The sequence below is a fragment of the Citrobacter sp. CK191 genome (assembly GCF_030333435.1).
GTDB classification, from domain to species: Bacteria; Pseudomonadota; Gammaproteobacteria; order Enterobacterales; family Enterobacteriaceae; genus Citrobacter_B; species Citrobacter_B koseri.
The window spans coordinates 35,861-55,227 of sequence record NZ_JAOWFX010000028.1 but is presented as its reverse complement, the minus strand read 5'-3'; the positions used below and the strand labels follow the sequence as shown (position 1 = coordinate 55,227).

Genomic DNA, 19,367 nt, shown 5'->3' with positions numbered 1-19,367 from the left:
CATATTTTGTAGGCCGGATAAGGCGTTTACGCCGCCATCCGGCATGGCATGCATAGGGAGAGAAACATGTTTCATCGCCTGTGGACATTAATCCGCAAAGAGCTGCAATCGCTGTTACGCGAGCCGCAGACCCGCGCGATCCTGATCTTACCGGTGCTGATCCAGGTGCTGCTGTTTCCCTTTGCCGCCACGCTGGAAGTGACCAATGCCACCATTGCCATTTATAACGAAGATAATGGCAAACATGCCGTCGAGCTGACGCAACGGTTCGCGCGCGCCAAAGCGTTTACCCATATCCTGCTGCTGAAAAGCCCGCAGGAAATCCAGCCGACGATCGACACGCAAAAAGCGTTGCTGCTGGTGCGCTTTCCGGCCGATTTTTCCCGTCACCTGGATAACCTCCAGCCCGCGCCGCTACAGCTCATTCTTGATGGCCGTAACTCCAACAGCGCGCAAATCGCCGCCAATTATCTCCAGCAGATCGTCAAGGATTATCAGCAGGAGCTGATAGAGGGCAAACCCAAGCCCAACAACAGTGAGCTGGTGGTGCGCAACTGGTACAACCCGAATCTGGACTATAAGTGGTTTGTGGTGCCGTCCCTGATCGCCATGATCACCACGATAGGCGTCATGATCGTCACCTCGCTCTCCGTTGCCCGCGAGCGTGAACAGGGTACGCTGGATCAACTGCTGGTTTCCCCTCTCACCACCTGGCAAATTTTCATCGGTAAAGCGGTGCCCGCGCTGATTGTCGCCACTTTTCAGGCCACAATCGTACTGGCTATTGGCATCTGGGCGTACCACATCCCCTTTGCCGGTTCGCTGGCGCTGTTCTACTTCACAATGGTGATTTACGGGCTGTCGCTGGTTGGATTTGGCTTGTTAATCTCGTCGCTCTGCTCCACCCAACAGCAGGCTTTCATCGGCGTATTCGTCTTTATGATGCCTGCTATCCTGCTATCGGGATATGTTTCTCCGGTCGAGAACATGCCGGTATGGCTACAAAATCTGACGTGGATAAACCCTATCCGCCATTTTACGGACATCACCAAGCAGATTTATTTGAAAGATGCGAGTCTGAAGATCGTCTGGGGGAGTTTGTGGCCGCTACTGGTGATCACGGCCACAACGGGGTCAGCGGCGTATGCGATGTTTAGACGCAAAGTGATGTAGCTTTTTCTCCTTCGCCAGCAGCGAAACCACAGCAGGCCCGGCAAGGATCGCCAGCCCAGCCAGCGCCAGCAGCAGGTTGTTGTGCAGTACGCGGGACAACAGCCACAGGGCAATCATCGCGGCGCCGAAATACCAGGTGGTCGTCAGCTCTTCCAGCACATCCGCAACGTCGCGCCAGCGCTGTTCGTGGTGGCGTTGTAACGCCAGCATCAGCAGCACCGTCACGCCATAAAGCACGCATAATCCCAGGCCGACGCGGACTAAAGCGCCGCTCATCCAGCCCATTACCAGCAGCGCCACTACCAGTAAATGCAACATTATCTGCCAGCAACTAAGACCCGTTGCGACACGAACACGTTGTTGCCACCTCATGGCTTTTTCTCCTGAAGGATTTTTATCTAATTATTCAGAGTACCGAACTTTACGGAAAATTCCGTAAGACCGCATCTTTTTGTGACGACGACTACACTATTTCAATCAGGATAGTGACGCGGACAGGAAGAAAATGATCCAACAAACGCGAAATTTTTCATTCAAAGTGCTCACAATTAACACGCATAAGGGTTTTACCGCCTTTAATAAGCGCTTTATTCTGCCGGAGCTGCGCGACGCCGTCAGAACCGTCAGCGCGGATATTGTCTGCCTACAGGAAGTGATGGGCGCGCATGAAGTTCATCCGCTGCACGTCGAGAACTGGCCTGATACCACCCATTACGAATTTCTTGCCGACACCATGTGGAGCGATTTCGCCTATGGTCGTAATGCCGTCTACCCGGAAGGGCATCACGGCAACGCGGTGCTGTCGCGCTATCCGATTGAACACTATGAAAATCGCGATGTCTCCGTCGGCGGCAGTGAAAAACGCGGCGTGCTGTATTGCCGTATTGTTCCGCCGATGCTGGCTCAGCCAATTCATGTAATGTGCGTGCATCTCGGCTTACGGGAAGGCCACCGCCAGGCGCAGCTGGATATGCTGGTTGAATGGGTTAACGCCCTTCCCGAATCCGAACCCGTGGTGGTCGCCGGGGATTTCAACGACTGGCGGCAGAAAGCCAACTATCCGTTAAAAGCGTCTGCGGGGCTGGAGGAGATTTTCACCCGCGCACATGGCCGCCCGGCGCGCACCTTTCCGGTCAGGCTGCCGATACTGCGACTCGATCGTATATACGTCAAGAATGCCAATGCCAGCTCTCCTGCGGCGTTGCCGTTGCGTAACTGGCGACATTTATCTGACCATGCCCCTCTTAGCGCGGAGATACATCTATGAAATGTGGATGGCGTGAAGGCAATCAGATTCAGCTACTGGAAAACGGCGACCAGTTCTATCCCGCCGTGTTTGACGCCATCGCGCAGGCACAGCAGAGGATCATCCTGGAAACCTTCATCTGGTTTGAAGATGACGTAGGTAAGCAGCTACACGCGGCGCTGCTTAAAGCGGCCAGACGCGGCGTAAAAGCGGAAGTGTGTTAGACGGCTACGGCTCACCTGACCTCAGCGAGGCGTTTGTCGGGGAGCTGACCGCAGCAGGGATAATCTTCCGCTATTACGATCCGCGTCCTCCCCTGTTCGGCATGCGCACCAACCTCTTTCGCCGTATGCACCGTAAAATCGTGGTTATTGACGATCGGGTCGCGTTTGTCGGCGGGCTGAATTACTCCGCAGAACATATGTCCGATTACGGCCCGGAAGCCAAACAGGATTACGCCGTTCGCGTCGAAGGGCCGGTCGTGGAGGATATTTTGCAGTTTGAGCTGGAAAACCTGCCGGGGCAAAGCGCCGCGCGCCGCTGGTGGCGACGCCATCATCGCGCCGAAGAAAACCGGAAACCCGGCGAAGCGCAGGTGCTGTTTATCTGGCGCGATAATGATGAACATCGCAACGATATTGAACGTCACTATCTGAAGATGCTTACGCAGGCGAAACGTGAAGTGATTATCGCCAATGCCTATTTCTTTCCCGGCTATCGCCTGCTGCATGCCATGCGCAAAGCCGCCCGACGCGGCGTGCGGGTAAAACTGGTAATCCAGGGGGAACCCGATATGCCCATCGTCAAAGTCGGCGCGCGTCTGCTGTACAACTATCTGGTGAAAGGCGGCGTCCATGTCTATGAATATCGCCGTCGCCCGCTGCACGGCAAAGTGGCGTTGATGGACGATCACTGGGCGACCGTCGGCTCCAGCAACCTCGATCCGCTCAGTCTGTCGCTTAACCTTGAAGCAAACGTCATTATTCATGACCGCACGTTTAACCAGACGCTGCGCGACAACCTGAACGCCATTATCGCCAATGATTGCAAGCAGGTGGACGAGTCTATGCTGCCGAAGCGCACCTGGTGGAATCTGAGCAAAAGCGTGCTGGCGTTCCACTTCCTGCGCCACTTCCCGGCGCTGGTCGGTTGGCTGCCGGCGCACACGCCGCATCTGGCGCAGGTTGAACCGCCCGCCCAACCGACGATGGAAACGCAGGATCGGGTCGAAGCGGAAAACACGGGGGTGAAGCCCTGATGTCAACATCACACCCGCGATGGCGGCTGGCGAAAAAGATCCTCACCTGGCTGTTTTTTATCGCGGTGATTGTCCTGCTGGTCATTTATGCCGGAAAGGTCAACTGGGAAGATGTCTGGACGGTGATCCGGGATTACAACCGGATTGCGCTGTTGAGCGCGGTTGGGCTGGTGATTGTCAGCTACCTTCTTTACGGCTGCTACGATCTGCTGGGACGTTTTTACTGCGGCCACAAGCTGGCGAAGCGGCAGGTCATGCTGGTGTCGTTTATCTGTTACGCCTTCAATCTGACGTTAAGCACCTGGGTCGGCGGAATCGGTATGCGCTACCGTCTGTACTCCCGCCTCGGCTTACCGGGGAGCACCATCACGCGTATTTTTTCGCTGAGCATTACCACCAACTGGCTGGGCTATATTCTGCTGGGCGGAATTATTTTTACCTTCGGCGTCGTGCAACTCCCGGCCCACTGGTATATCGATGAAAATACGCTGCGCATTCTCGGTATTGTGTTGTTGCTGGTGATTGCCGTCTACCTGTGGTTTTGCGCCTTTGCGAAACGGCGTCATATCACGATTAAAGGCCAAAAGCTGATGCTTCCGTCATGGAAATTCGCCCTCGCGCAGATGGGGATTTCCAGCGCTAACTGGATGGTGATGGGCGCCATTATCTGGCTGCTGATGGGGCAAGACGTTAATTATTTCTTTGTACTTGGCGTGCTGCTGGTGAGCAGTATTGCCGGAGTGATCGTGCATATCCCGGCCGGGATCGGCGTTCTGGAGGCCGTGTTTATGGCGCTGCTGGCGGGTGAGCATACGTCGCAAGGCACCATTATCGCCGCCCTGCTCGCCTGGCGTGTGCTCTATTATTTTATTCCGCTATTGCTGGCGTTGATTTGCTATCTGCTGCTGGAAAGTCGGGCAAAGAAGCTGCGGGCGAAAAACGAGAAAGCCTTAGCGAAGTGACAGGTTATTTGCTGCTTATCAGGTGTATTACCGGCCTAACCTGTAGGCCGGATACAGCGTTCACGCCGCCCGCTGGCGCAACGCCAATTAACGGCGATTACCGAAAATACGCAGCAGCATCAGGAACAGGTTGATGAAGTCCAGATACAGCGTTAACGCGCCGAGAATCGAGTATTTCCGCAGCGTCGAGCTGTCACGAACATCAATCTGCTCGCCAATGTTTTTCAGCTTCTGCGTGTCATAGGCGGTCAGACCGACAAAGACAACCACCCCGATATAGGTCACCGCCCACATCAACGCTTCGCTTTTGAGCCAGAAGTTGACCAACGATGCCAGAATAATGCCGATCAGCGCCATAAACAGCATGCTGCCCCAGCCGCTGAGATCGCGTTTCGTGGTGTAGCCATACAGGCTCATCACGCCAAACATCCCGCCGGTCACGACAAACGTGCTGGCGATAGACGAATAGGTATAAACGATAAAAATGCTCGACAGCGTCAGGCCCGTCAGCGCCGAATAGAGCATAAACAGCGTGGTCGCCATCCCGGCGCTAAGTTTTTGCACCATTGCCGACAGCGCAATAACCAACGCAAGCTGGGCGATAATCAAGCCAAAGAAGGTGATTTTGCTGGAAAAGACAAACATCATCACCGCAGGCGTATTCGCCGCATACCAGGCGATAAATGCGGTCAGCAGCAGCCCAACCGTCATCCAGCCATATACCTGCGCCATATACGTTTGCAGGCCGGAACGGGTCTGTATGATAGAATCGGATCGTGGGAATCGGTCCATGATGATCTCCTGATTAAAAGTGATACCCCTGAATAAGGGTATCACATTCTGCTACCAGCGTTTTGCCGCCTGCCGATCGCTATCGCGCGCTTCCACCCAGCGCTCGCCTTCCGGCGTCGCTTCACGCTTCCAGAACGGCGCGCGGGTTTTCAGATAATCCATAATGAATTGCCCGGCCTCGAACGCGCTGCTGCGGTGCACGCTGGTTACGCCGACAAAGACAATCTCATCGCCCGGCCACAGTTCGCCAATGCGATGGATCACCGTCACGCGCCCCAGCGGCCAGCGCGAGCGCGCCTCGTCCACGATATCCGCCAGCGCTTTTTCCGTCATCCCCGGGTAATGTTCCAGCGTCAGCGCTTTAACGCTGTCGCCCAGATTATGATTGCGGACTTTACCGGTAAAGGTCACGACTGCGCCATCTTCATCACGCTCCGCCAGCCAGGGGTACTCCTCCCCGACGCTGAACGGCGCATGGCCAACGATCACTCGCGTTTCAGCCATCTCAGCCTCCTGTCACCGGTGGGAAAAAGGCCACTTCATCACCCGCCGTCAGCGGATGTTCAAAACTGACCAGCGTCTGATTGACGGCGGCCAGCAGCTTGCCGTCTTCCAGCGCCAGCGCCCAGCGATCGCTTTGCGCCGCCAGATGCTGACGCAGCGCTTCTACAGTTGGGAAATCGGCGGCGACCTCTAACGCATCCGTTCCCACCAGTTCACGCACCTGAGCGAAAAACAGAACCTTAATCATGCGCATCCACCTTAAAATCGCCAGATTTACCGCCGCTTTTCGCCAGCAAGCGCACCGGGCCAATCACCATATCTTTTTGCACCGCTTTGCACATGTCGTAGATCGTCAATGCTGCCACGGAAGCGGCAGTCAGCGCTTCCATCTCCACGCCGGTTTTCCCCGTCAGGCGGCACAGCGATTCAATGCGTACCCGGTTGTGTTCAGGCTCCGCCTGCAATTGCACTTCGACCTTACTCAACAACAGCGGATGGCACAGCGGGATCAGCTCCCAGGTACGTTTAGCCGCCTGAATACCGGCGATACGCGCGGTCGCGAAAACATCGCCCTTATGGTGACTGCCGTCGATAATCATCGCCAGCGTTTCACTGCGCATCGTCACAAACGCTTCGGCGCGCGCCTCACGTACGGTTTCCGCTTTGGCGGAGACGTCCACCATGTGCGCTTCGCCAGCGGCATTAATATGGGTCAGTTGCGACATACTTATTTCTTCAAATGTGGGTGGAAGTTACACGGGCGTGTGCGAGCATCAAGCTGCGGCGCGATGATGTTGTCCCAGGCGGTGCGGCACGCTTTTGTGGAGCCCGGCATCGCAAAAATCAGCGTCTTGTTGGCAACGCCGGCCACCGCGCGCGATTGCAGGGTCGATGTGCCAATCTCTTCAAACGACAACATGCGGAACACTTCGCCAAACCCTTCGACTTCGCGATCAAAGAGCGGCAGTAACGCTTCCGGCGCCTGATCGCCATCGGTCAGCCCGGTGCCGCCGGTGATGAGCACCACCTGAACGTCATCGCTGGCGATCCACGCGGAAACCTGCGCGCGAATGGCGTAGCGGTTCTCTTTAACGATGGCTTTGTCCACAACCTGATGCCCTGCTTCCAGCGCGGCGTCGCGCAGAAAATGACCGGAAGTGTCGTCTTCTTCGCCGCGACGACTGGAAACCGTAAGAATAGCAATGCGGGTAGGGATAAACTCAGCGCTTACCTGACTCATAAAAACTCCTTGTCCGTTAAGGCGTTAACCGCCTATGTACGATAGATTTTGCGTAATACCGGTATTGTTCTGGTGCAGGAAGTGGGTCTGCTTTTTCTCCAGCAGCGCGGCTGAAATGCGTTCTTCCAGCGCATGTTGCTGTGCATCGTCTTCCAGCAGGTCGCGCAGGCTTACGCCGCCTTCGCCAAACAGGCAAAGATGGAGTTTACCGACCGAGGAAACGCGCAGACGGTTGCAGGTGGCGCAGAAATCTTTTTCATACGGCATGATGAGACCGATTTCACCGGCATAGTCAGGATGACAAAAAACCTGCGCCGGGCCGTCGCTGCGCTGGCGCAGCTGATGAATCCAACCGCGACGCAGCAGTTCATCACGCAGCACCTGTCCAGAAATATGGTGTTTACGAAAGAGTTCGCTCCCCTCTCCCGTCTCCATCAGTTCAATGAAGCGCAGTTGAATGGGGCGTGCCTGAATCCAGGCGAGAAAGGTGTCCAGTTGATGATGGTTCACATCGCGCATCAACACGGTGTTCACTTTGACCTTTGCGAAACCGGCGTCAAACGCGGCGTCAATACCCGCCATCACCTGCTGGAATTTATCCTGCCCGGTAATGGCGTGAAACTGACGGGCGTCGAGGCTATCGACGCTGACGTTGATGCCCGTCAGACCCGCGTCGCGCCAGTTCGCCGCATCACGCGCCAGACGATACCCATTAGTGGTCACCGCAATCTGGCGAATCGCGTCGTTTTCACGCACGGCGGCAATGATGTCGGTAAAGTCGCGACGCAGCGACGGTTCACCGCCGGTAAGGCGCACTTTTTCGGTGCCCAGACTGGCAAACGCGCGCGTCACACGGCGAATTTCATCGACGGTCAGAAAGCCGTTATTGGTGACACCGCCAGGCTTGTAGCCATCCGGCAGGCAGTATGTGCAACGAAAGTTACACACATCAGTAATCGACAGACGTAAGTAATAAAACTTACGTGCGAAAGCATCGGTAAGTTGTGAGGCCATGTACACCTTTCCAAATACGGGAGGCGGAGTCATTTCTTCCTGCGCCCTGGTGGCAAACTCTTTCGAGGCTTGTCACGGCCAAAACACCATATCAATTTGACACAGGCGTAGAGGCTAGAGTGTCTTTTTAAGCATCGCTTAAAAAGGTGGTTATGCCGATACTAGCGTGTAAATAGCATTTTTGCCATTCCCACTTTACGCTATATAATCATGTATATAGCGTCATGATCGTGCTATTTCGCTACAGAATAAGCAAAAATCACACTTTTGCATTGATATACATCAGTTAGCCATCAGGCTAACCCTATCCGAAAGAGGTAGAGGGGATGGATTTATTTTCCATCGTTGTTCGTTGGCTAATTGCTGAAAAGGCGCTATTTGCGCTACTGTAGCGCAGTACCTCTGATATTAGGAATTTGTATGCGCAATCGTACGCTGGCAGACCTGGATCGTGTTGTCGCTCTCGGCGGAGGGCATGGATTAGGACGCGTTCTCTCTTCACTCTCTTCATTAGGCTCACGCCTGACCGGTATTGTCACCACCACCGATAACGGGGGTTCCACAGGCCGTATTCGCCGCTCTGAAGGGGGCATCGCCTGGGGCGATATGCGCAACTGTCTGAACCAGTTAATTACCGAACCCAGCGTCGCGTCGGCGATGTTTGAGTACCGTTTTGGCGGTAATGGTGAACTTTCCGGCCATAACCTCGGAAATCTGATGTTAAAGGCGCTGGACCACCTGAGCGTGCGGCCTCTCGAAGCGATAAATTTAATTCGCAATTTGTTGAAGGTGGATGCGCATTTAATCCCTATGTCGGAGCTGCCGGTAGACCTGATGGCCATCGACGATCAGGGGCATGAAGTATACGGCGAGGTGAATATCGATCAACTGGCGACCCCGCCGCAGGAGCTGATGCTGTCACCGAAAGTCCCCACCACCCGGGAAGCGGTGCAGGCCATTAGCGAAGCCGATTTGATTCTGATTGGCCCCGGAAGTTTCTACACCAGTTTGATGCCGATTCTGCTGCTTGATGAGCTGGCGCAGGCGCTGCGCCGTACTCCGGCGCCGATGGTCTATATCGGTAATCTGGGGCGCGAATTGAGTCTGCCCGCCGCCAGCTTAACGCTTGTCGACAAACTGGCGATTATGGAGCAATACGTCGGGAAACAGGTTATCGACGCCATTGTGGTTGGCCCGAAAGTGGATGCCTCGGCGGTGACGGGCCGGATTGTGATTCAGGAAGTGCTGGAAGCCAGCGATATTCCGTATCGCCATGACCGACAGCTGCTGCATAACGCGCTGGAGAAAGCGATACAGGCGTTGGGGTAAGCGTTCAGATTTGCCCGGTGGCGCTTCGCTTACCGGGTCTACACACAACAGGCGGCACAACCGTAGGCCGGATAAGACGCTTTACGTCGCCATCCGGCATCGTCAGGACGCCGCGATAAACAGCTCACGTAGCTGATGCAGCTGGTCGCGGATCTCTGCGGCTTCTTCAAACTCCAGGTTTTGCGCATGCTGCATCATCTGACCTTCCAGCTCATGAATTTTCTGCTGCAACGCTTTCGGCGTCATATCCATCTCAACCACACCCGATTTCGCCGCTGCGCGGGACTTCCCTTTGCCCTTCGCTTTGGTTTTCGCGATGTTCTGACCCAGCGCCAGAATATCGACCACTTTTTTATTCAGCCCCTGCGGAACGATACCGTGCTCTTCATTGTATAACTGCTGTTTCTCGCGACGACGTTCGGTTTCGCCTATCGCTTTCGCCATCGACGGGGTGATCTTATCGCCATAGAGGATCGCCTTCCCGTTGACGTTACGCGCCGCACGGCCGATGGTCTGAATCAGCGAACGCTCTGAACGCAGGAAGCCTTCTTTGTCTGCGTCCAGAATCGCCACCAGCGAGACCTCAGGCATGTCCAGCCCTTCTCGCAACAGGTTGATCCCCACCAGCACGTCAAACTCGCCCAGACGCAAATCACGAATGATTTCCATACGTTCAACGGTATCGATGTCCGAGTGCAGGTAACGTACGCGCTCGCCGTGTTCTTCGAGATATTCGGTAAGATCTTCCGCCATTCGCTTGGTCAGCGTCGTCACCAGCACACGTTCGTTAATCGCCGCCCGCAGGCGGATCTCAGAGAGCAGATCATCAACCTGCGTCGCCACCGGCCGAACTTCAATGATCGGGTCCAGCAGCCCGGTGGGACGCACCACCTGATCCACCACCTCGCCGCCGGATTTCTCCAGCTCATAGTTGCCCGGCGTGGCGGAAACGTAGATAGTTTGCGGGGCCAGCGCTTCAAACTCTTCAAATTTTAGCGGACGGTTATCCAGCGCTGACGGCAGACGGAAACCGTACTCCACCAGCGTCTCTTTGCGCGCCCTGTCCCCACGAAACATCCCGCCGATTTGCGGAATCGTGACGTGAGATTCATCCACGACTAACAGGCCATCGGCAGGCAGATAATCAAACAGCGTCGGCGGCGGCTCGCCAGGCCCGCGCCCGGAAAGGTAGCGGGAGTAGTTTTCAATCCCCGAGCAATATCCCAGCTCGTTCATCATTTCCAGATCGAACTGCGTACGCTGGGTTAAGCGCTGTTCTTCCAGCAGCTTATTGTTTTCCAGCATGATCCTGCGTCTGTCCACCAGTTCGTCTTTGATCTCCTCCATCGCCTGTACGATGCGCTCGCGCGGCGTAACGTAGTGCGTTTTCGGGTAGATGGTGTAGCGCTGGATAGTCGATTCAACCTGCCCGGTCAGCGGGTCAAACAGCGACAGACGTTCAACCTCTTCATCAAACAGCTCAACCCGCAGCGCAATATCGTCAGACTCCGCCGGGAAGATGTCGATGACCTCGCCGCGTACGCGGAAAGTGCCGCGCTGGAAGGCCTGATCGTTGCGGGTATATTGCAACTCCGCCAGACGGCGCAGGATAGCGCGCTGATCGATGATCATCCCCACCGTCAGGTGCAGCATCATCTTCAGGTATAAATCGGGATCGCCCAGACCGTAGATAGCGGAAACCGAAGCCACGACCACAACGTCCCGCCGCTCAAGCAGCGCCTTGGTCGCCGACAGTCGCATCTGTTCTATGTGTTCGTTCACCGACGCATCTTTTTCGATAAAGGTGTCGGAGCTGGGCACATACGCCTCTGGCTGATAGTAGTCATAGTAAGAGACGAAATATTCCACCGCGTTGTCAGGGAAGAACTCTTTCATTTCGCCGTATAACTGGGCCGCCAGCGTTTTATTGGGCGCAAGCACCATCGTCGGGCGCTGTAAATCGGCAATCACATTGGCGATGGTGAACGTTTTCCCTGACCCCGTTACGCCCAACAGCATCTGGTGCGCCAGACCATCTTCAAGACCTTCCTCCAGACGACGTATCGCCTCCGGCTGATCGCCTGAGGGTTTAAAAGCGGAATTCAGTTTGAACGGTTTACTCATGGGCAGCTACCTGAAGGAATGGGCGGGCAGGACACTAATTTTACCCGGAGCCGCTAATATTGCCAGCAAAATATACTGGATGAAAAAACAGTGGCGACTTAAGGTATTACTCAAATAAGGGATAACACCCGGCATTGCGACGTAAAATGTAGACCCTGACGAGATAAAAAACCAGTGAGATGCGGTTATCCCCAAACCAAAGACTTTTTTAACACTTGTCAAGATGTGTGATGAAAGATTTGTGGCAACCCGTGACACTTTCCTTACAGCCATTGCTTTTATCTAACAAATTGTTTCATAAGCACTATTTACTTAAGACGCCTTTCGCATCAATTTAGTCGCAGGCCGCGTCTTCTCTCGCTTACATTGTGTTTTCTAACTCTAATACACAAGGTTATCCACAGGAATGGTGGATAACTGCGTCCAGCCCGTATGGACTGCCGCCTGGCAAAATCGCGCGGACGCCCTTTGATGAGGGGCTAAAAAAAAATTATCGCTTTTTTTTGATTTTTATCAGCTAACGAAACGCGGTCGGCAGGCGAGATCCTGCTCGCATTTTCACCTGTTTTACACCGCCTTCAGGCGCGTCAGGTCGAGATATTGTCCTGTCGATGCGCTTTCCGCCTTCCCGGAAAGCCAGGGGATTTCGCCCAGCAGAGGAGCCGTAATCACCCGCGTTAGCGTCGCTATGTATTCCGCATGGCGCTTTCCGGGCGGCGTCACGTCATTGGCTACCCACCCGGCAAGCGTCAGCCCGGCTTGCTGCACGGCCTGCGCCGTCAGCATGGCATGATTGATACACCCAAGCTTCACGCCCACCACCAGAATCACCGGCAGGTGCTCCGCCGCGACCCAGTCGGCAAACGTCAGCGTTTCGCCAAGCGGAGTAAACCAGCCGCCCGCCCCTTCCACTAGCACCCAGTCGGCCTGCCGTTCCAGCGTGCGTAAACCGGCGGACATCACCGAGGCCTGAACGGGTCTCCCCTCCTCTGCGCTCACAATGTGCGGCGAGGTCGGTTCCGCAAAGGTGTAGGGATTGATCGCTTCATAGGCCAGCGTCAGCGTGCTGTTGCACTGTAGCGCCAGGGCATCGCTATTGCGCAGCCCCTGCGCCGTCATCTCGCTGCCCGACGCCACGGGCTTGTAGCCTGCCGTCCGAAAGCCGCTCTGCGCGGCAGCCTGCAACAGGGCGCAACTGGCGACCGTTTTTCCAACTTCAGTGTCCGTCCCGGTGACAAAATACCGTTTAATCACGTTCAATGACTCCCAAAAAAAGCTGATACGTCAGCGGATATTTCCCCTGCTGCTGCGGCCAGGCCAACTGCAACTGCCGCAACTGCGAACGCGTTAACACGCGCGGTTCACGCCCCTCGTGCAGATGCGTCGCCCCAATACCCTTAAGCGAACGCATCGCGCTGAGCGCATCATCAAACCACAGAGTGATCGCCTGGATCTGCTGACGGACGCGCCAGCCGTGCATCGCATTGCCGATCGTCTCCGGCGACAAAAAATGGTTGGCATGCCCCCGGTTATCTACCGCCTGCCAGGCCTGACGCAGTTCCGGCAGCGATCCGTGCGCCAGCGAGGTAAACGCCACCACGCCGCCAGGACGCACCACGCGATACAGTTCGCTTAGCGCGCCGCGCAAGTCGCCGCACCACTGCACCGCCAGGTTGCTCCATGCCAAATCAAACCGCGCCGCCGCCAGCGGGATGGCTTCGATATCCGCCGCAAGGTAATGGTGAGCAGCCTGCTGACGACGCGCCTCATCCAGCATTTGCGCCGAGAGATCGAGCGCCGTAACCTCGCATCCCTGCTCTCGCCAGAAGCGGCTCATCCGCCCAGGCCCACAACCGGCGTCCAGAACGTGCGCACATTCACGCCCTGCCAGCAGCGCCAACAGCGCGTCCGCACTCTGGCGTTGCAGTTCAGCGTGCTGTTCATAATGCGACGCAGCGCGCCCAAACGCGGCCGCAATCGCCTGCTTATCAACCTGCGCCATCCAGCACCTCCAGTAAGCGATCAATATCCTGCGCTTCGTGCGCCTGAGTGAGCGTCAGGCGCAACCGGGCAGTACCGGCCGGAACGGTAGGCGGTCGGATCGCGCTCACCCAGCATCCCTGCTCCCGCAGAGTATCCGCCAGCCGTAACGCGCGCGCATTGTCTCCGACAATCAGCGGCTGAATCGCACTGTGCGAATTTGCCAGCGTAAAATCGCTGGCCTTAACGCCCGAACGGAAGCGCTGAATTAACACAGCCAGTTTCTCCCGGCGATCTGCGCCTTCCGGGCTTCGGATCACCGCCAGCGCCGCGCTCAGCGCCTGCGCCTGCGCCGGCGGCATACTGGTGCTGTAGATCAGATGGCGGGCAAACTGCAACAGATAATCCGCAACGCTTTCAGAGCAGAGAATCGCCGCCCCGCTGACGCCAAAACCTTTGCCAAACGTCACAATCAGCAGTTCAGGTTTGACCTGCTGTCGCCAGCAGCTTCCGCGCCCCTCATCGCCCGTAACGCCAATACCGTGCGCATCATCCACCAGCAGCCAGGCGTTACGCTGCCGTGCGACACGGTGGATCTCCGCCAGCGGCGCGCCGTCGCCGTCCATACTGAATATGCCCTCTGTCACCACCAGCTGCTGCCCGCCGCACGGGGCGTCCAGCAGGCGCGCCAGGTGTTGAGGATCGTTGTGGGTAAAGCGGCGAAGCGTCGCCGGGCTGAGGTTTGCCGCTTCCAGCAATGAGGCGTGGCTGAGACGGTCCGCGACAATCCGATCGTCTTTCGCCATCAGCGCGGCGATAACCGCCTGATTCGCCGCAAAGCCAGAGATAAACAGCAGCGCCCGCGAATAGCCAAGCCAGCCTGCCAGCGCCTCTTCAAGCGCCTGATGCGCCACGGAGTAGCCGCTGACGTGGCCGGAGCCGCCGCTGCCGACGCCAAAGCGCTCCGCACCCTGTTGCCAGGCGCGAATAATCTGCGGATGGTGACTTAAACCGAGGTAGTCATTGCTGGAGAAATTCAGATACTGGCGTTCGTTAGCCACCAGCCAACGCCCTGCCCCCTGCGCCACCGCATAGCGGCGACGCAACGCATCGGCAGAACGACGCGCCATAAGCGCATCGTCAATTTTTTGCTGCCAGGTCATACTGCTGCCGCGTTGTAATAGTCGTCTGTATCCGGGGTCATCAGCGCCTGTTCCAGACGCTGTTGCTGTTCGTTGTCGCCAGCCAGCACCGACGTTTGCTGCGGATTCAGCCCCAGTTTGCGGAACAGCTGGAGATCTTTGTCTTCTTCCGGGTTCGGCGTGGTCAGCAGCTTGCAGCCGTAGAAGATGGAGTTCGCCCCCGCCATAAAGCACATCGCCTGCGTCTGTTCGTTCATCTGTTCGCGACCCGCAGAAAGACGCACGTAGGAGGTTGGCATCATAATCCGCGCGACAGCGATCGTGCGGATGAAATCAAACGCATCCACATCCTCATTATCCGCCAGCGGCGTACCTTTGACCTTCACCAGCATGTTGATCGGCACGCTCTCCGGCGGGGTCGGCAAATTCGCCAGTTGCAACAGCAGCCCGGCGCGATCTTTGACCGTTTCGCCTAAGCCAACGATACCGCCAGAGCAGACTTTAATCCCCGCTTCACGCACTTTGTCCAGCGTATCAAGACGTTCCTGATACGAGCGGGTCGTGATGATGTTGCCGTAAAATTCCGGGGAGGTATCCAGGTTGTGGTTGTAGTAGTCCAGCCCGGCGTTGGCGAGGCGCTGCGCCTGAGATTCATTGAGCGTGCCGAGGGTCATACAGGCTTCCAGCCCCATCGCCTTCACGCCCTGCACCATCTGTTCCAGATACGGCATATCGCGCTCGTGCGGGTTTTTCCATGCCGCGCCCATGCAGAAACGGGTTGAACCGGCGTTCTTCGCTTTGCGCGCGGAGTCCAGCACCTGCTCCACTTCCATCAGACGTTCCGCTTCCAGCCCCGTCTTATAGCGGGAACTCTGCGGGCAATATTTGCAGTCTTCCGGGCAGGCGCCGGTTTTAATCGACAGCAGCGTGCTGACCTGCACCTGTTGCGGATCGAAATGCTGACGATGGATTTGCTGCGCGTCAAATAGCAGATCCAGCAGCGGTTTATTAAATAATTCGGTAACTTGCGACAATGTCCAGCGTGGGTGGTGAGCCATAGGGCCTCTCCAAAGGGTGTTGTTAATTCTTGATTCGGTGTAGACTCGTAAACCTAAATGTTTTTAATTTGGTTTACAAGTCGATTATGACAACGGACGATCTTGCCTTTGACCAACGCCATATCTGGCATCCCTATACCTCCATGACCTCCCCGCTCCCGGTTTATCCGGTTGCGCGCGCCGAGGGTTGCGAACTGATTTTGGCCAACGGCGACCGTCTGATCGACGGCATGTCGTCATGGTGGGCGGCGATCCACGGTTACAACCATCCACAGCTCAACGCCGCGATGAAAACGCAAATTGACGCCATGTCGCATGTGATGTTTGGCGGCATTACCCATGCCCCTGCGGTCAACCTGTGTCGCAAGCTGGTGGCGATGACGCCGCAAGCGCTGGAGTGCGTATTCCTGGCGGACTCCGGTTCGGTGGCGGTGGAAGTGGCGATGAAAATGGCGCTGCAATACTGGCAGGCGAAAGGCGAGTCTCGTCAGCGTTTTCTGACCTTTCGCAACGGCTATCACGGGGACACCTTCGGCGCGATGTCGGTATGCGATCCAGATAACTCAATGCACAGCCTGTGGAAGGGCTATCTGCCGGAAAACCTCTTTGCCCCCGCCCCGCAAAGCCGGATGGATGGCGAATGGGACGAGCGGGATATGGTGGCCTTTGCCCGCCTGATGGCGGCGCACCGGCATGAGATTGCAGCGGTGATTCTGGAGCCCATTGTCCAGGGCGCAGGCGGGATGCGGATGTATCACCCGGAGTGGCTTCGCCGCATCCGTAAGATGTGCGATCGCGAAGGGATTCTGCTGATTGCCGATGAGATCGCCACCGGATTTGGCCGCACAGGTAAACTGTTTGCCTGCGAACATGCAGACATTACGCCGGATATTTTGTGTCTCGGTAAGGCCATCACCGGCGGCACGATGACGCTTTCCGCCACGCTAACCACCCGTCTGGTCGCTGAAACCATCAGCAACGGCGAAGCCGGTTGCTTTATGCATGGCCCGACTTTTATGGGCAATCCGCTGGCATGTGCCGTGGCTTGCGCCAGTCTTTCTCTGCTGGAAACGGGCGAGTGGCAGCAGCAGGTGGCGGCGATTGAAACGCAGTTACGCCAGGAATTAGCGCCCGCGCGCGCATCGTCCTGGGTTGCTGACGTGCGTGTACTCGGCGCCATCGGCGTCGTGGAAACCACGCACCCGGTCAATATGGCGGCGTTGCAGCGTTTCTTTGTCGGGCAAGGCGTCTGGGTGCGCCCGTTCGGTAAACTGATCTACCTGATGCCGCCCTATATCATCCAGCCGGAACAATTGCATCGTCTGACACAGGCGGTGAACGACGCTGTGCGCAATGAAACATTTTTTATCCATTAATCAGCGGTAAGCTGTAGCGGTTCTGGCTACACTTCCTTGCTAATCAGTAGATTAATGGAGGCGGTATGAAACTTATCAGCAACGACCTGCGCGACGGGGAAAAACTGCCCCATCGCCATGTGTTTAACGGCATGGGCTATGACGGGGACAACATCTCCCCGCACCTGGCCTGGGACGAGGTGCCCGCCGGTACGAAAAGCTTTGTCGTGACCTGCTACGATCCCGATGCGCCAACCGGCTCAGGCTGGTGGCACTGGATTGTCGCCAACCTGCCAGCCGATACCCGCGTACTGCCGCAAGGGTTTGGTTCCGGCCTGGTGGCGATGCCGGAAGGGACTCTCCAGACGCGCACCGATTTTGGTAAAGCAGGCTACGGCGGCGCAGCTCCGCCGAAAGGGGAAACGCACCGCTACATCTTTACCGTTCACGCGCTGGATGTGGAGCGCATTGATGTCGATGCAGGCGCCAGCGGCGCGATGGTGGGCTTTAACGTCCATTTCCATGCGCTCGCCAGCGCGTCAATTACCGCAATGTTCAGCTAAGTGCCGTTGTTGCCTGATGGCGACGCTAAAGCGTCTTATCCGGCCTGCGGCACCTAACATCCAGCGCCGTAGGCCGGATAAGCGTCAGCGCCATCCGGCATTTTTTTACAAGAAATCAGGTAATAACCGGAACAAGTCCCCACGCGCCAGCAGTTCGGTCGCGCACTCAATATCCGGCGCGAAGAAACGATCCTGAGTATAATGCGGCACCTGCTCGCGCAGCGCTTTTCGCGCCTGCTCCAGCAGCGGGCTTGAGGTTAACCCTTCCCGGAGGTCGATACCCTGACAGGCCGCCAGCCACTCTACCGCAATGACCCCACGCGTGTTTGCCGCCATTTCCCATAGTCGCCGACCCGCAGCGGGCGCCATCGACACATGATCTTCCTGATTGGCCGACGTCGGCAGGCTGTCCACGCTGTGCGGATGCGCCAGCGCTTTGTTCTCGCTGGCCAGCGCCGCAGCGGTCACCTGCGCAATCATAAAACCGGAGTTGACGCCGCCGTTTTTCACCAGGAAAGGCGGCAACTGCGACATATGTTTATCCATCATCAGCGCGATGCGCCTTTCCGACAGCGCGCCGATTTCCGCAATCGCCAGCGCCAGATTATCCGCCGCCATCGCCACCGGTTCGGCATGGAAGTTACCGCCGGAAATCACATCCCCCTCTTCGGCAAACACCAGCGGGTTATCCGAAACGGCGTTGGCTTCAACGAGCAGCACCTCCATCGCCTGACGCAGTTGTGTGAGGCACGCGCCCATCACCTGCGGCTGACAGCGAAGCGAGTACGGGTCCTGCACCTTTTCACAGTTATGGTGCGACTGTGCTATCGCGCTGGTCTCCGTCAGAACGTGGCGGAACAGCCCGGCGGCGTCGATCTGCCCACGCTGACCGCGCGCGGCATGAATGCGCGCATCAAACGGTCGGCGCGACCCCAGAACGGCTTCGGTGGTTAACGCCCCGCAGACCACCGCAGAGGCGAACAGCGCCTGCGCTTCGAACAGCCCACGCAGCGCAAAGGCGGTGGAGGCCTGGGTGCCATTCAGCAGCGCCAGTCCCTCTTTCGCCGCCAGCGTGATCGGTTCCAGTCCAGCCTTTTTCAACGCCTCTTTCGCCGGAAGCCACTCCCCCTGCCAGCGGGCTTTCCCTTCGCCAAGCAGCGTCAACGACATATGCGCCAGCGGCGCCAGATCGCCCGATGCCCCTACAGAACCTTTCGCCGGGATCAGCGGCCAGACTTCTGCGTTGACCAGCGCAATCAGCGCTTCAATCACGCTCAGGCGGATGCCCGAGAAACCTCGCGCCAGGCTATTGATTTTCAGCACCATGATCAGACGCACCATCGCGTCGTCCAGCGGCTCGCCAATACCCGCCGCGTGGGAGAGCACCAGCGAACGTTGCAGGTTTTGCAGATCCTCCGTGGCGATGCGCGTCTGCGCCAGCAGACCAAAACCGGTATTGATACCGTAGGCCGTGCGCCCCTCGGCGACGATATTGTTCACGCAGTCGACGCTGGCATTAATACCGTCAACCGCGCTGCTATCAAGACGCAGTTGCACTGGCTGCTGCCAGACGGCGCGAAGCTGCGCAAAACTCAGATGACCCGGCGTTAACGTAAGCGTATTCATA

At 56.9% G+C, this 19,367-nt stretch carries 19 protein-coding genes, 1 pseudogene and 1 riboswitch; of the genes and pseudogenes, 7 read left to right on the top strand and 13 right to left on the bottom strand.

The features are described 5' to 3' along the window. Nucleotides 1-66: 66 nt before the first annotated feature. A complete protein-coding gene (locus tag OGV82_RS07520) occupies nucleotides 67-1,173 on the top strand; it encodes an ABC transporter permease (protein ID WP_012133184.1) in 1,107 nt (368 codons plus the stop codon). On the opposite strand, the gene OGV82_RS07515 is transcribed toward OGV82_RS07520, so the two are convergent. Then, complete coding sequence (locus tag OGV82_RS07515) at nucleotides 1,135-1,545, bottom strand: YbhQ family protein (protein WP_024130510.1); 411 nt, start codon at nucleotides 1,543-1,545, stop codon at nucleotides 1,135-1,137. The genes OGV82_RS07520 and OGV82_RS07515 overlap by 39 nt on opposite strands. A gap of 133 nt (nucleotides 1,546-1,678) precedes the next feature. On the opposite strand from OGV82_RS07515, the gene OGV82_RS07510 reads away from it, so the two are divergent. The 3 genes and pseudogenes from OGV82_RS07510 (at nucleotide 1,679) to OGV82_RS07500 (ending at nucleotide 4,639) form a co-directional block, all read left to right on the top strand. After that, nucleotides 1,679-2,440 (top strand): endonuclease/exonuclease/phosphatase family protein, encoded by a 762-nt coding sequence (locus OGV82_RS07510; protein ID WP_012133186.1) that lies wholly within the window; start codon nucleotides 1,679-1,681, stop codon nucleotides 2,438-2,440. Next, nucleotides 2,437-3,677: pseudogene (gene clsB, locus OGV82_RS07505) on the top strand (cardiolipin synthase ClsB). Before OGV82_RS07510 ends, clsB begins: the two are co-directional and overlap by 4 nt. After that, entirely contained in the window at nucleotides 3,677-4,639 is a 963-nt protein-coding gene (locus OGV82_RS07500; RefSeq protein WP_047457979.1) for a lysylphosphatidylglycerol synthase domain-containing protein, read from the top strand. Before clsB ends, OGV82_RS07500 begins: the two are co-directional and overlap by 1 nt. 87 nt (nucleotides 4,640-4,726) lie before the next feature. On the opposite strand, the gene OGV82_RS07495 is transcribed toward OGV82_RS07500, so the two are convergent. The 6 genes from OGV82_RS07495 to moaA form a co-directional block, all read right to left on the bottom strand. Then, entirely contained in the window at nucleotides 4,727-5,431 is a 705-nt protein-coding gene (locus tag OGV82_RS07495) for a Bax inhibitor-1/YccA family protein (RefSeq protein WP_047457981.1), read from the bottom strand. A gap of 51 nt (nucleotides 5,432-5,482) precedes the next feature. Next, nucleotides 5,483-5,935: a molybdopterin synthase catalytic subunit MoaE gene (gene moaE, locus OGV82_RS07490; RefSeq protein WP_047457985.1), complete on the bottom strand. Its 453-nt coding sequence runs from the start codon at nucleotides 5,933-5,935 to the stop codon at nucleotides 5,483-5,485. A gap of 1 nt (nucleotide 5,936) precedes the next feature. Then, on the bottom strand, nucleotides 5,937-6,182 hold the full coding sequence (gene moaD / locus OGV82_RS07485; RefSeq protein ID WP_012133191.1) for a molybdopterin synthase sulfur carrier subunit: 246 nt from the start codon (nucleotides 6,180-6,182) through the stop codon (nucleotides 5,937-5,939). Then, nucleotides 6,175-6,660 carry a cyclic pyranopterin monophosphate synthase MoaC gene (gene moaC / locus OGV82_RS07480; protein WP_012133192.1) on the bottom strand — a complete coding sequence of 162 codons (486 nt, stop codon included), beginning with the start codon at nucleotides 6,658-6,660 and terminating at the stop codon, nucleotides 6,175-6,177. The genes moaD and moaC overlap by 8 nt, the downstream gene beginning before the upstream one ends. A gap of 2 nt (nucleotides 6,661-6,662) precedes the next feature. Beyond that, a complete protein-coding gene (gene moaB, locus OGV82_RS07475) occupies nucleotides 6,663-7,175 on the bottom strand; it encodes a molybdenum cofactor biosynthesis protein B (protein ID WP_047457988.1) in 513 nt (170 codons plus the stop codon). 24 nt (nucleotides 7,176-7,199) lie between these two features. After that, complete coding sequence (gene moaA, locus OGV82_RS07470) at nucleotides 7,200-8,189, bottom strand: GTP 3',8-cyclase MoaA (protein WP_024130512.1); 990 nt, start codon at nucleotides 8,187-8,189, stop codon at nucleotides 7,200-7,202. Beyond that, nucleotides 8,177-8,323: riboswitch (molybdenum cofactor riboswitch) on the bottom strand. It overlaps the preceding gene by 13 nt. Nucleotides 8,324-8,609: 286 nt before the next feature. On the opposite strand from moaA, the gene yvcK reads away from it, so the two are divergent. Beyond that, nucleotides 8,610-9,518, top strand: coding sequence for a uridine diphosphate-N-acetylglucosamine-binding protein YvcK (gene yvcK / locus OGV82_RS07465; protein WP_024130513.1), 909 nt, complete (start codon nucleotides 8,610-8,612; stop codon nucleotides 9,516-9,518). Between the two features lie 102 nt (nucleotides 9,519-9,620). On the opposite strand, the gene uvrB is transcribed toward yvcK, so the two are convergent. The 5 genes from uvrB to bioB form a co-directional block, all read right to left on the bottom strand. Next, nucleotides 9,621-11,642 carry an excinuclease ABC subunit UvrB gene (uvrB, locus tag OGV82_RS07460; RefSeq protein WP_286462650.1) on the bottom strand — a complete coding sequence of 674 codons (2,022 nt, stop codon included), beginning with the start codon at nucleotides 11,640-11,642 and terminating at the stop codon, nucleotides 9,621-9,623. Nucleotides 11,643-12,209: 567 nt separating this feature from the next. Continuing rightward, the gene (bioD, locus tag OGV82_RS07455) at nucleotides 12,210-12,896 is read right to left on the bottom strand and encodes a dethiobiotin synthase (protein WP_047457993.1); all 687 of its coding nucleotides are present in this window, start codon (nucleotides 12,894-12,896) and stop codon (nucleotides 12,210-12,212) included. After that, nucleotides 12,889-13,644, bottom strand: a complete 756-nt coding sequence (gene bioC, locus OGV82_RS07450) for a malonyl-ACP O-methyltransferase BioC (RefSeq protein WP_047457995.1) — start codon at nucleotides 13,642-13,644, stop codon at nucleotides 12,889-12,891. The genes bioD and bioC overlap by 8 nt, the downstream gene beginning before the upstream one ends. Further along, complete coding sequence (bioF, locus tag OGV82_RS07445) at nucleotides 13,631-14,785, bottom strand: 8-amino-7-oxononanoate synthase (protein ID WP_047457999.1); 1,155 nt, start codon at nucleotides 14,783-14,785, stop codon at nucleotides 13,631-13,633. The genes bioC and bioF overlap by 14 nt, the downstream gene beginning before the upstream one ends. Further along, a complete protein-coding gene (gene bioB / locus OGV82_RS07440; protein WP_012133202.1) occupies nucleotides 14,782-15,822 on the bottom strand; it encodes a biotin synthase BioB in 1,041 nt (346 codons plus the stop codon). The genes bioF and bioB overlap by 4 nt, the downstream gene beginning before the upstream one ends. A gap of 86 nt (nucleotides 15,823-15,908) precedes the next feature. Between bioB and bioA the strand changes: the two genes are divergently transcribed. Both bioA and OGV82_RS07430 read left to right on the top strand, forming a co-directional pair. Next, entirely contained in the window at nucleotides 15,909-17,198 is a 1,290-nt protein-coding gene (bioA, locus tag OGV82_RS07435; protein WP_047458002.1) for an adenosylmethionine--8-amino-7-oxononanoate transaminase, read from the top strand. Between the two features lie 65 nt (nucleotides 17,199-17,263). Continuing rightward, nucleotides 17,264-17,740 carry a kinase inhibitor gene (locus OGV82_RS07430; protein ID WP_047458005.1) on the top strand — a complete coding sequence of 159 codons (477 nt, stop codon included), beginning with the start codon at nucleotides 17,264-17,266 and terminating at the stop codon, nucleotides 17,738-17,740. 105 nt (nucleotides 17,741-17,845) lie between these two features. Here OGV82_RS07430 and hutH read toward each other — a convergent pair whose 3' ends face one another. Then, on the bottom strand, nucleotides 17,846-19,366 hold the full coding sequence (hutH, locus tag OGV82_RS07425; protein WP_012133205.1) for a histidine ammonia-lyase: 1,521 nt from the start codon (nucleotides 19,364-19,366) through the stop codon (nucleotides 17,846-17,848). Between the last annotated feature and the right edge of the window lies 1 nt (nucleotide 19,367).

Excerpts from the sequence above, each read along its gene's own strand:
- OGV82_RS07520 (WP_012133184.1), top strand. The coding sequence starts at position 67 with ATGTTTCATCGCCTGTGGACATTAATCCGCAAAGAGCTGCAATCGCTG.
- OGV82_RS07515 (WP_024130510.1), bottom strand. The coding sequence starts at position 1,545 with ATGAGGTGGCAACAACGTGTTCGTGTCGCAACGGGTCTTAGTTGCTGG.
- OGV82_RS07510 (WP_012133186.1), top strand. The coding sequence starts at position 1,679 with ATGATCCAACAAACGCGAAATTTTTCATTCAAAGTGCTCACAATTAAC.
- OGV82_RS07500 (WP_047457979.1), top strand. The coding sequence starts at position 3,677 with ATGTCAACATCACACCCGCGATGGCGGCTGGCGAAAAAGATCCTCACC.
- OGV82_RS07495 (WP_047457981.1), bottom strand. The coding sequence starts at position 5,431 with ATGGACCGATTCCCACGATCCGATTCTATCATACAGACCCGTTCCGGC.
- moaE (WP_047457985.1), bottom strand. The coding sequence starts at position 5,935 with ATGGCTGAAACGCGAGTGATCGTTGGCCATGCGCCGTTCAGCGTCGGG.
- moaD (WP_012133191.1), bottom strand. The coding sequence starts at position 6,182 with ATGATTAAGGTTCTGTTTTTCGCTCAGGTGCGTGAACTGGTGGGAACG.
- moaC (WP_012133192.1), bottom strand. The coding sequence starts at position 6,660 with ATGTCGCAACTGACCCATATTAATGCCGCTGGCGAAGCGCACATGGTG.
- moaB (WP_047457988.1), bottom strand. The coding sequence starts at position 7,175 with ATGAGTCAGGTAAGCGCTGAGTTTATCCCTACCCGCATTGCTATTCTT.
- moaA (WP_024130512.1), bottom strand. The coding sequence starts at position 8,189 with ATGGCCTCACAACTTACCGATGCTTTCGCACGTAAGTTTTATTACTTA.
- yvcK (WP_024130513.1), top strand. The coding sequence starts at position 8,610 with ATGCGCAATCGTACGCTGGCAGACCTGGATCGTGTTGTCGCTCTCGGC.
- uvrB (WP_286462650.1), bottom strand. The coding sequence starts at position 11,642 with ATGAGTAAACCGTTCAAACTGAATTCCGCTTTTAAACCCTCAGGCGAT.
- bioC (WP_047457995.1), bottom strand. The coding sequence starts at position 13,644 with ATGGCGCAGGTTGATAAGCAGGCGATTGCGGCCGCGTTTGGGCGCGCT.
- bioF (WP_047457999.1), bottom strand. The coding sequence starts at position 14,785 with ATGACCTGGCAGCAAAAAATTGACGATGCGCTTATGGCGCGTCGTTCT.
- bioB (WP_012133202.1), bottom strand. The coding sequence starts at position 15,822 with ATGGCTCACCACCCACGCTGGACATTGTCGCAAGTTACCGAATTATTT.
- bioA (WP_047458002.1), top strand. The coding sequence starts at position 15,909 with ATGACAACGGACGATCTTGCCTTTGACCAACGCCATATCTGGCATCCC.
- OGV82_RS07430 (WP_047458005.1), top strand. The coding sequence starts at position 17,264 with ATGAAACTTATCAGCAACGACCTGCGCGACGGGGAAAAACTGCCCCAT.
- hutH (WP_012133205.1), bottom strand. The coding sequence starts at position 19,366 with ATGAATACGCTTACGTTAACGCCGGGTCATCTGAGTTTTGCGCAGCTT.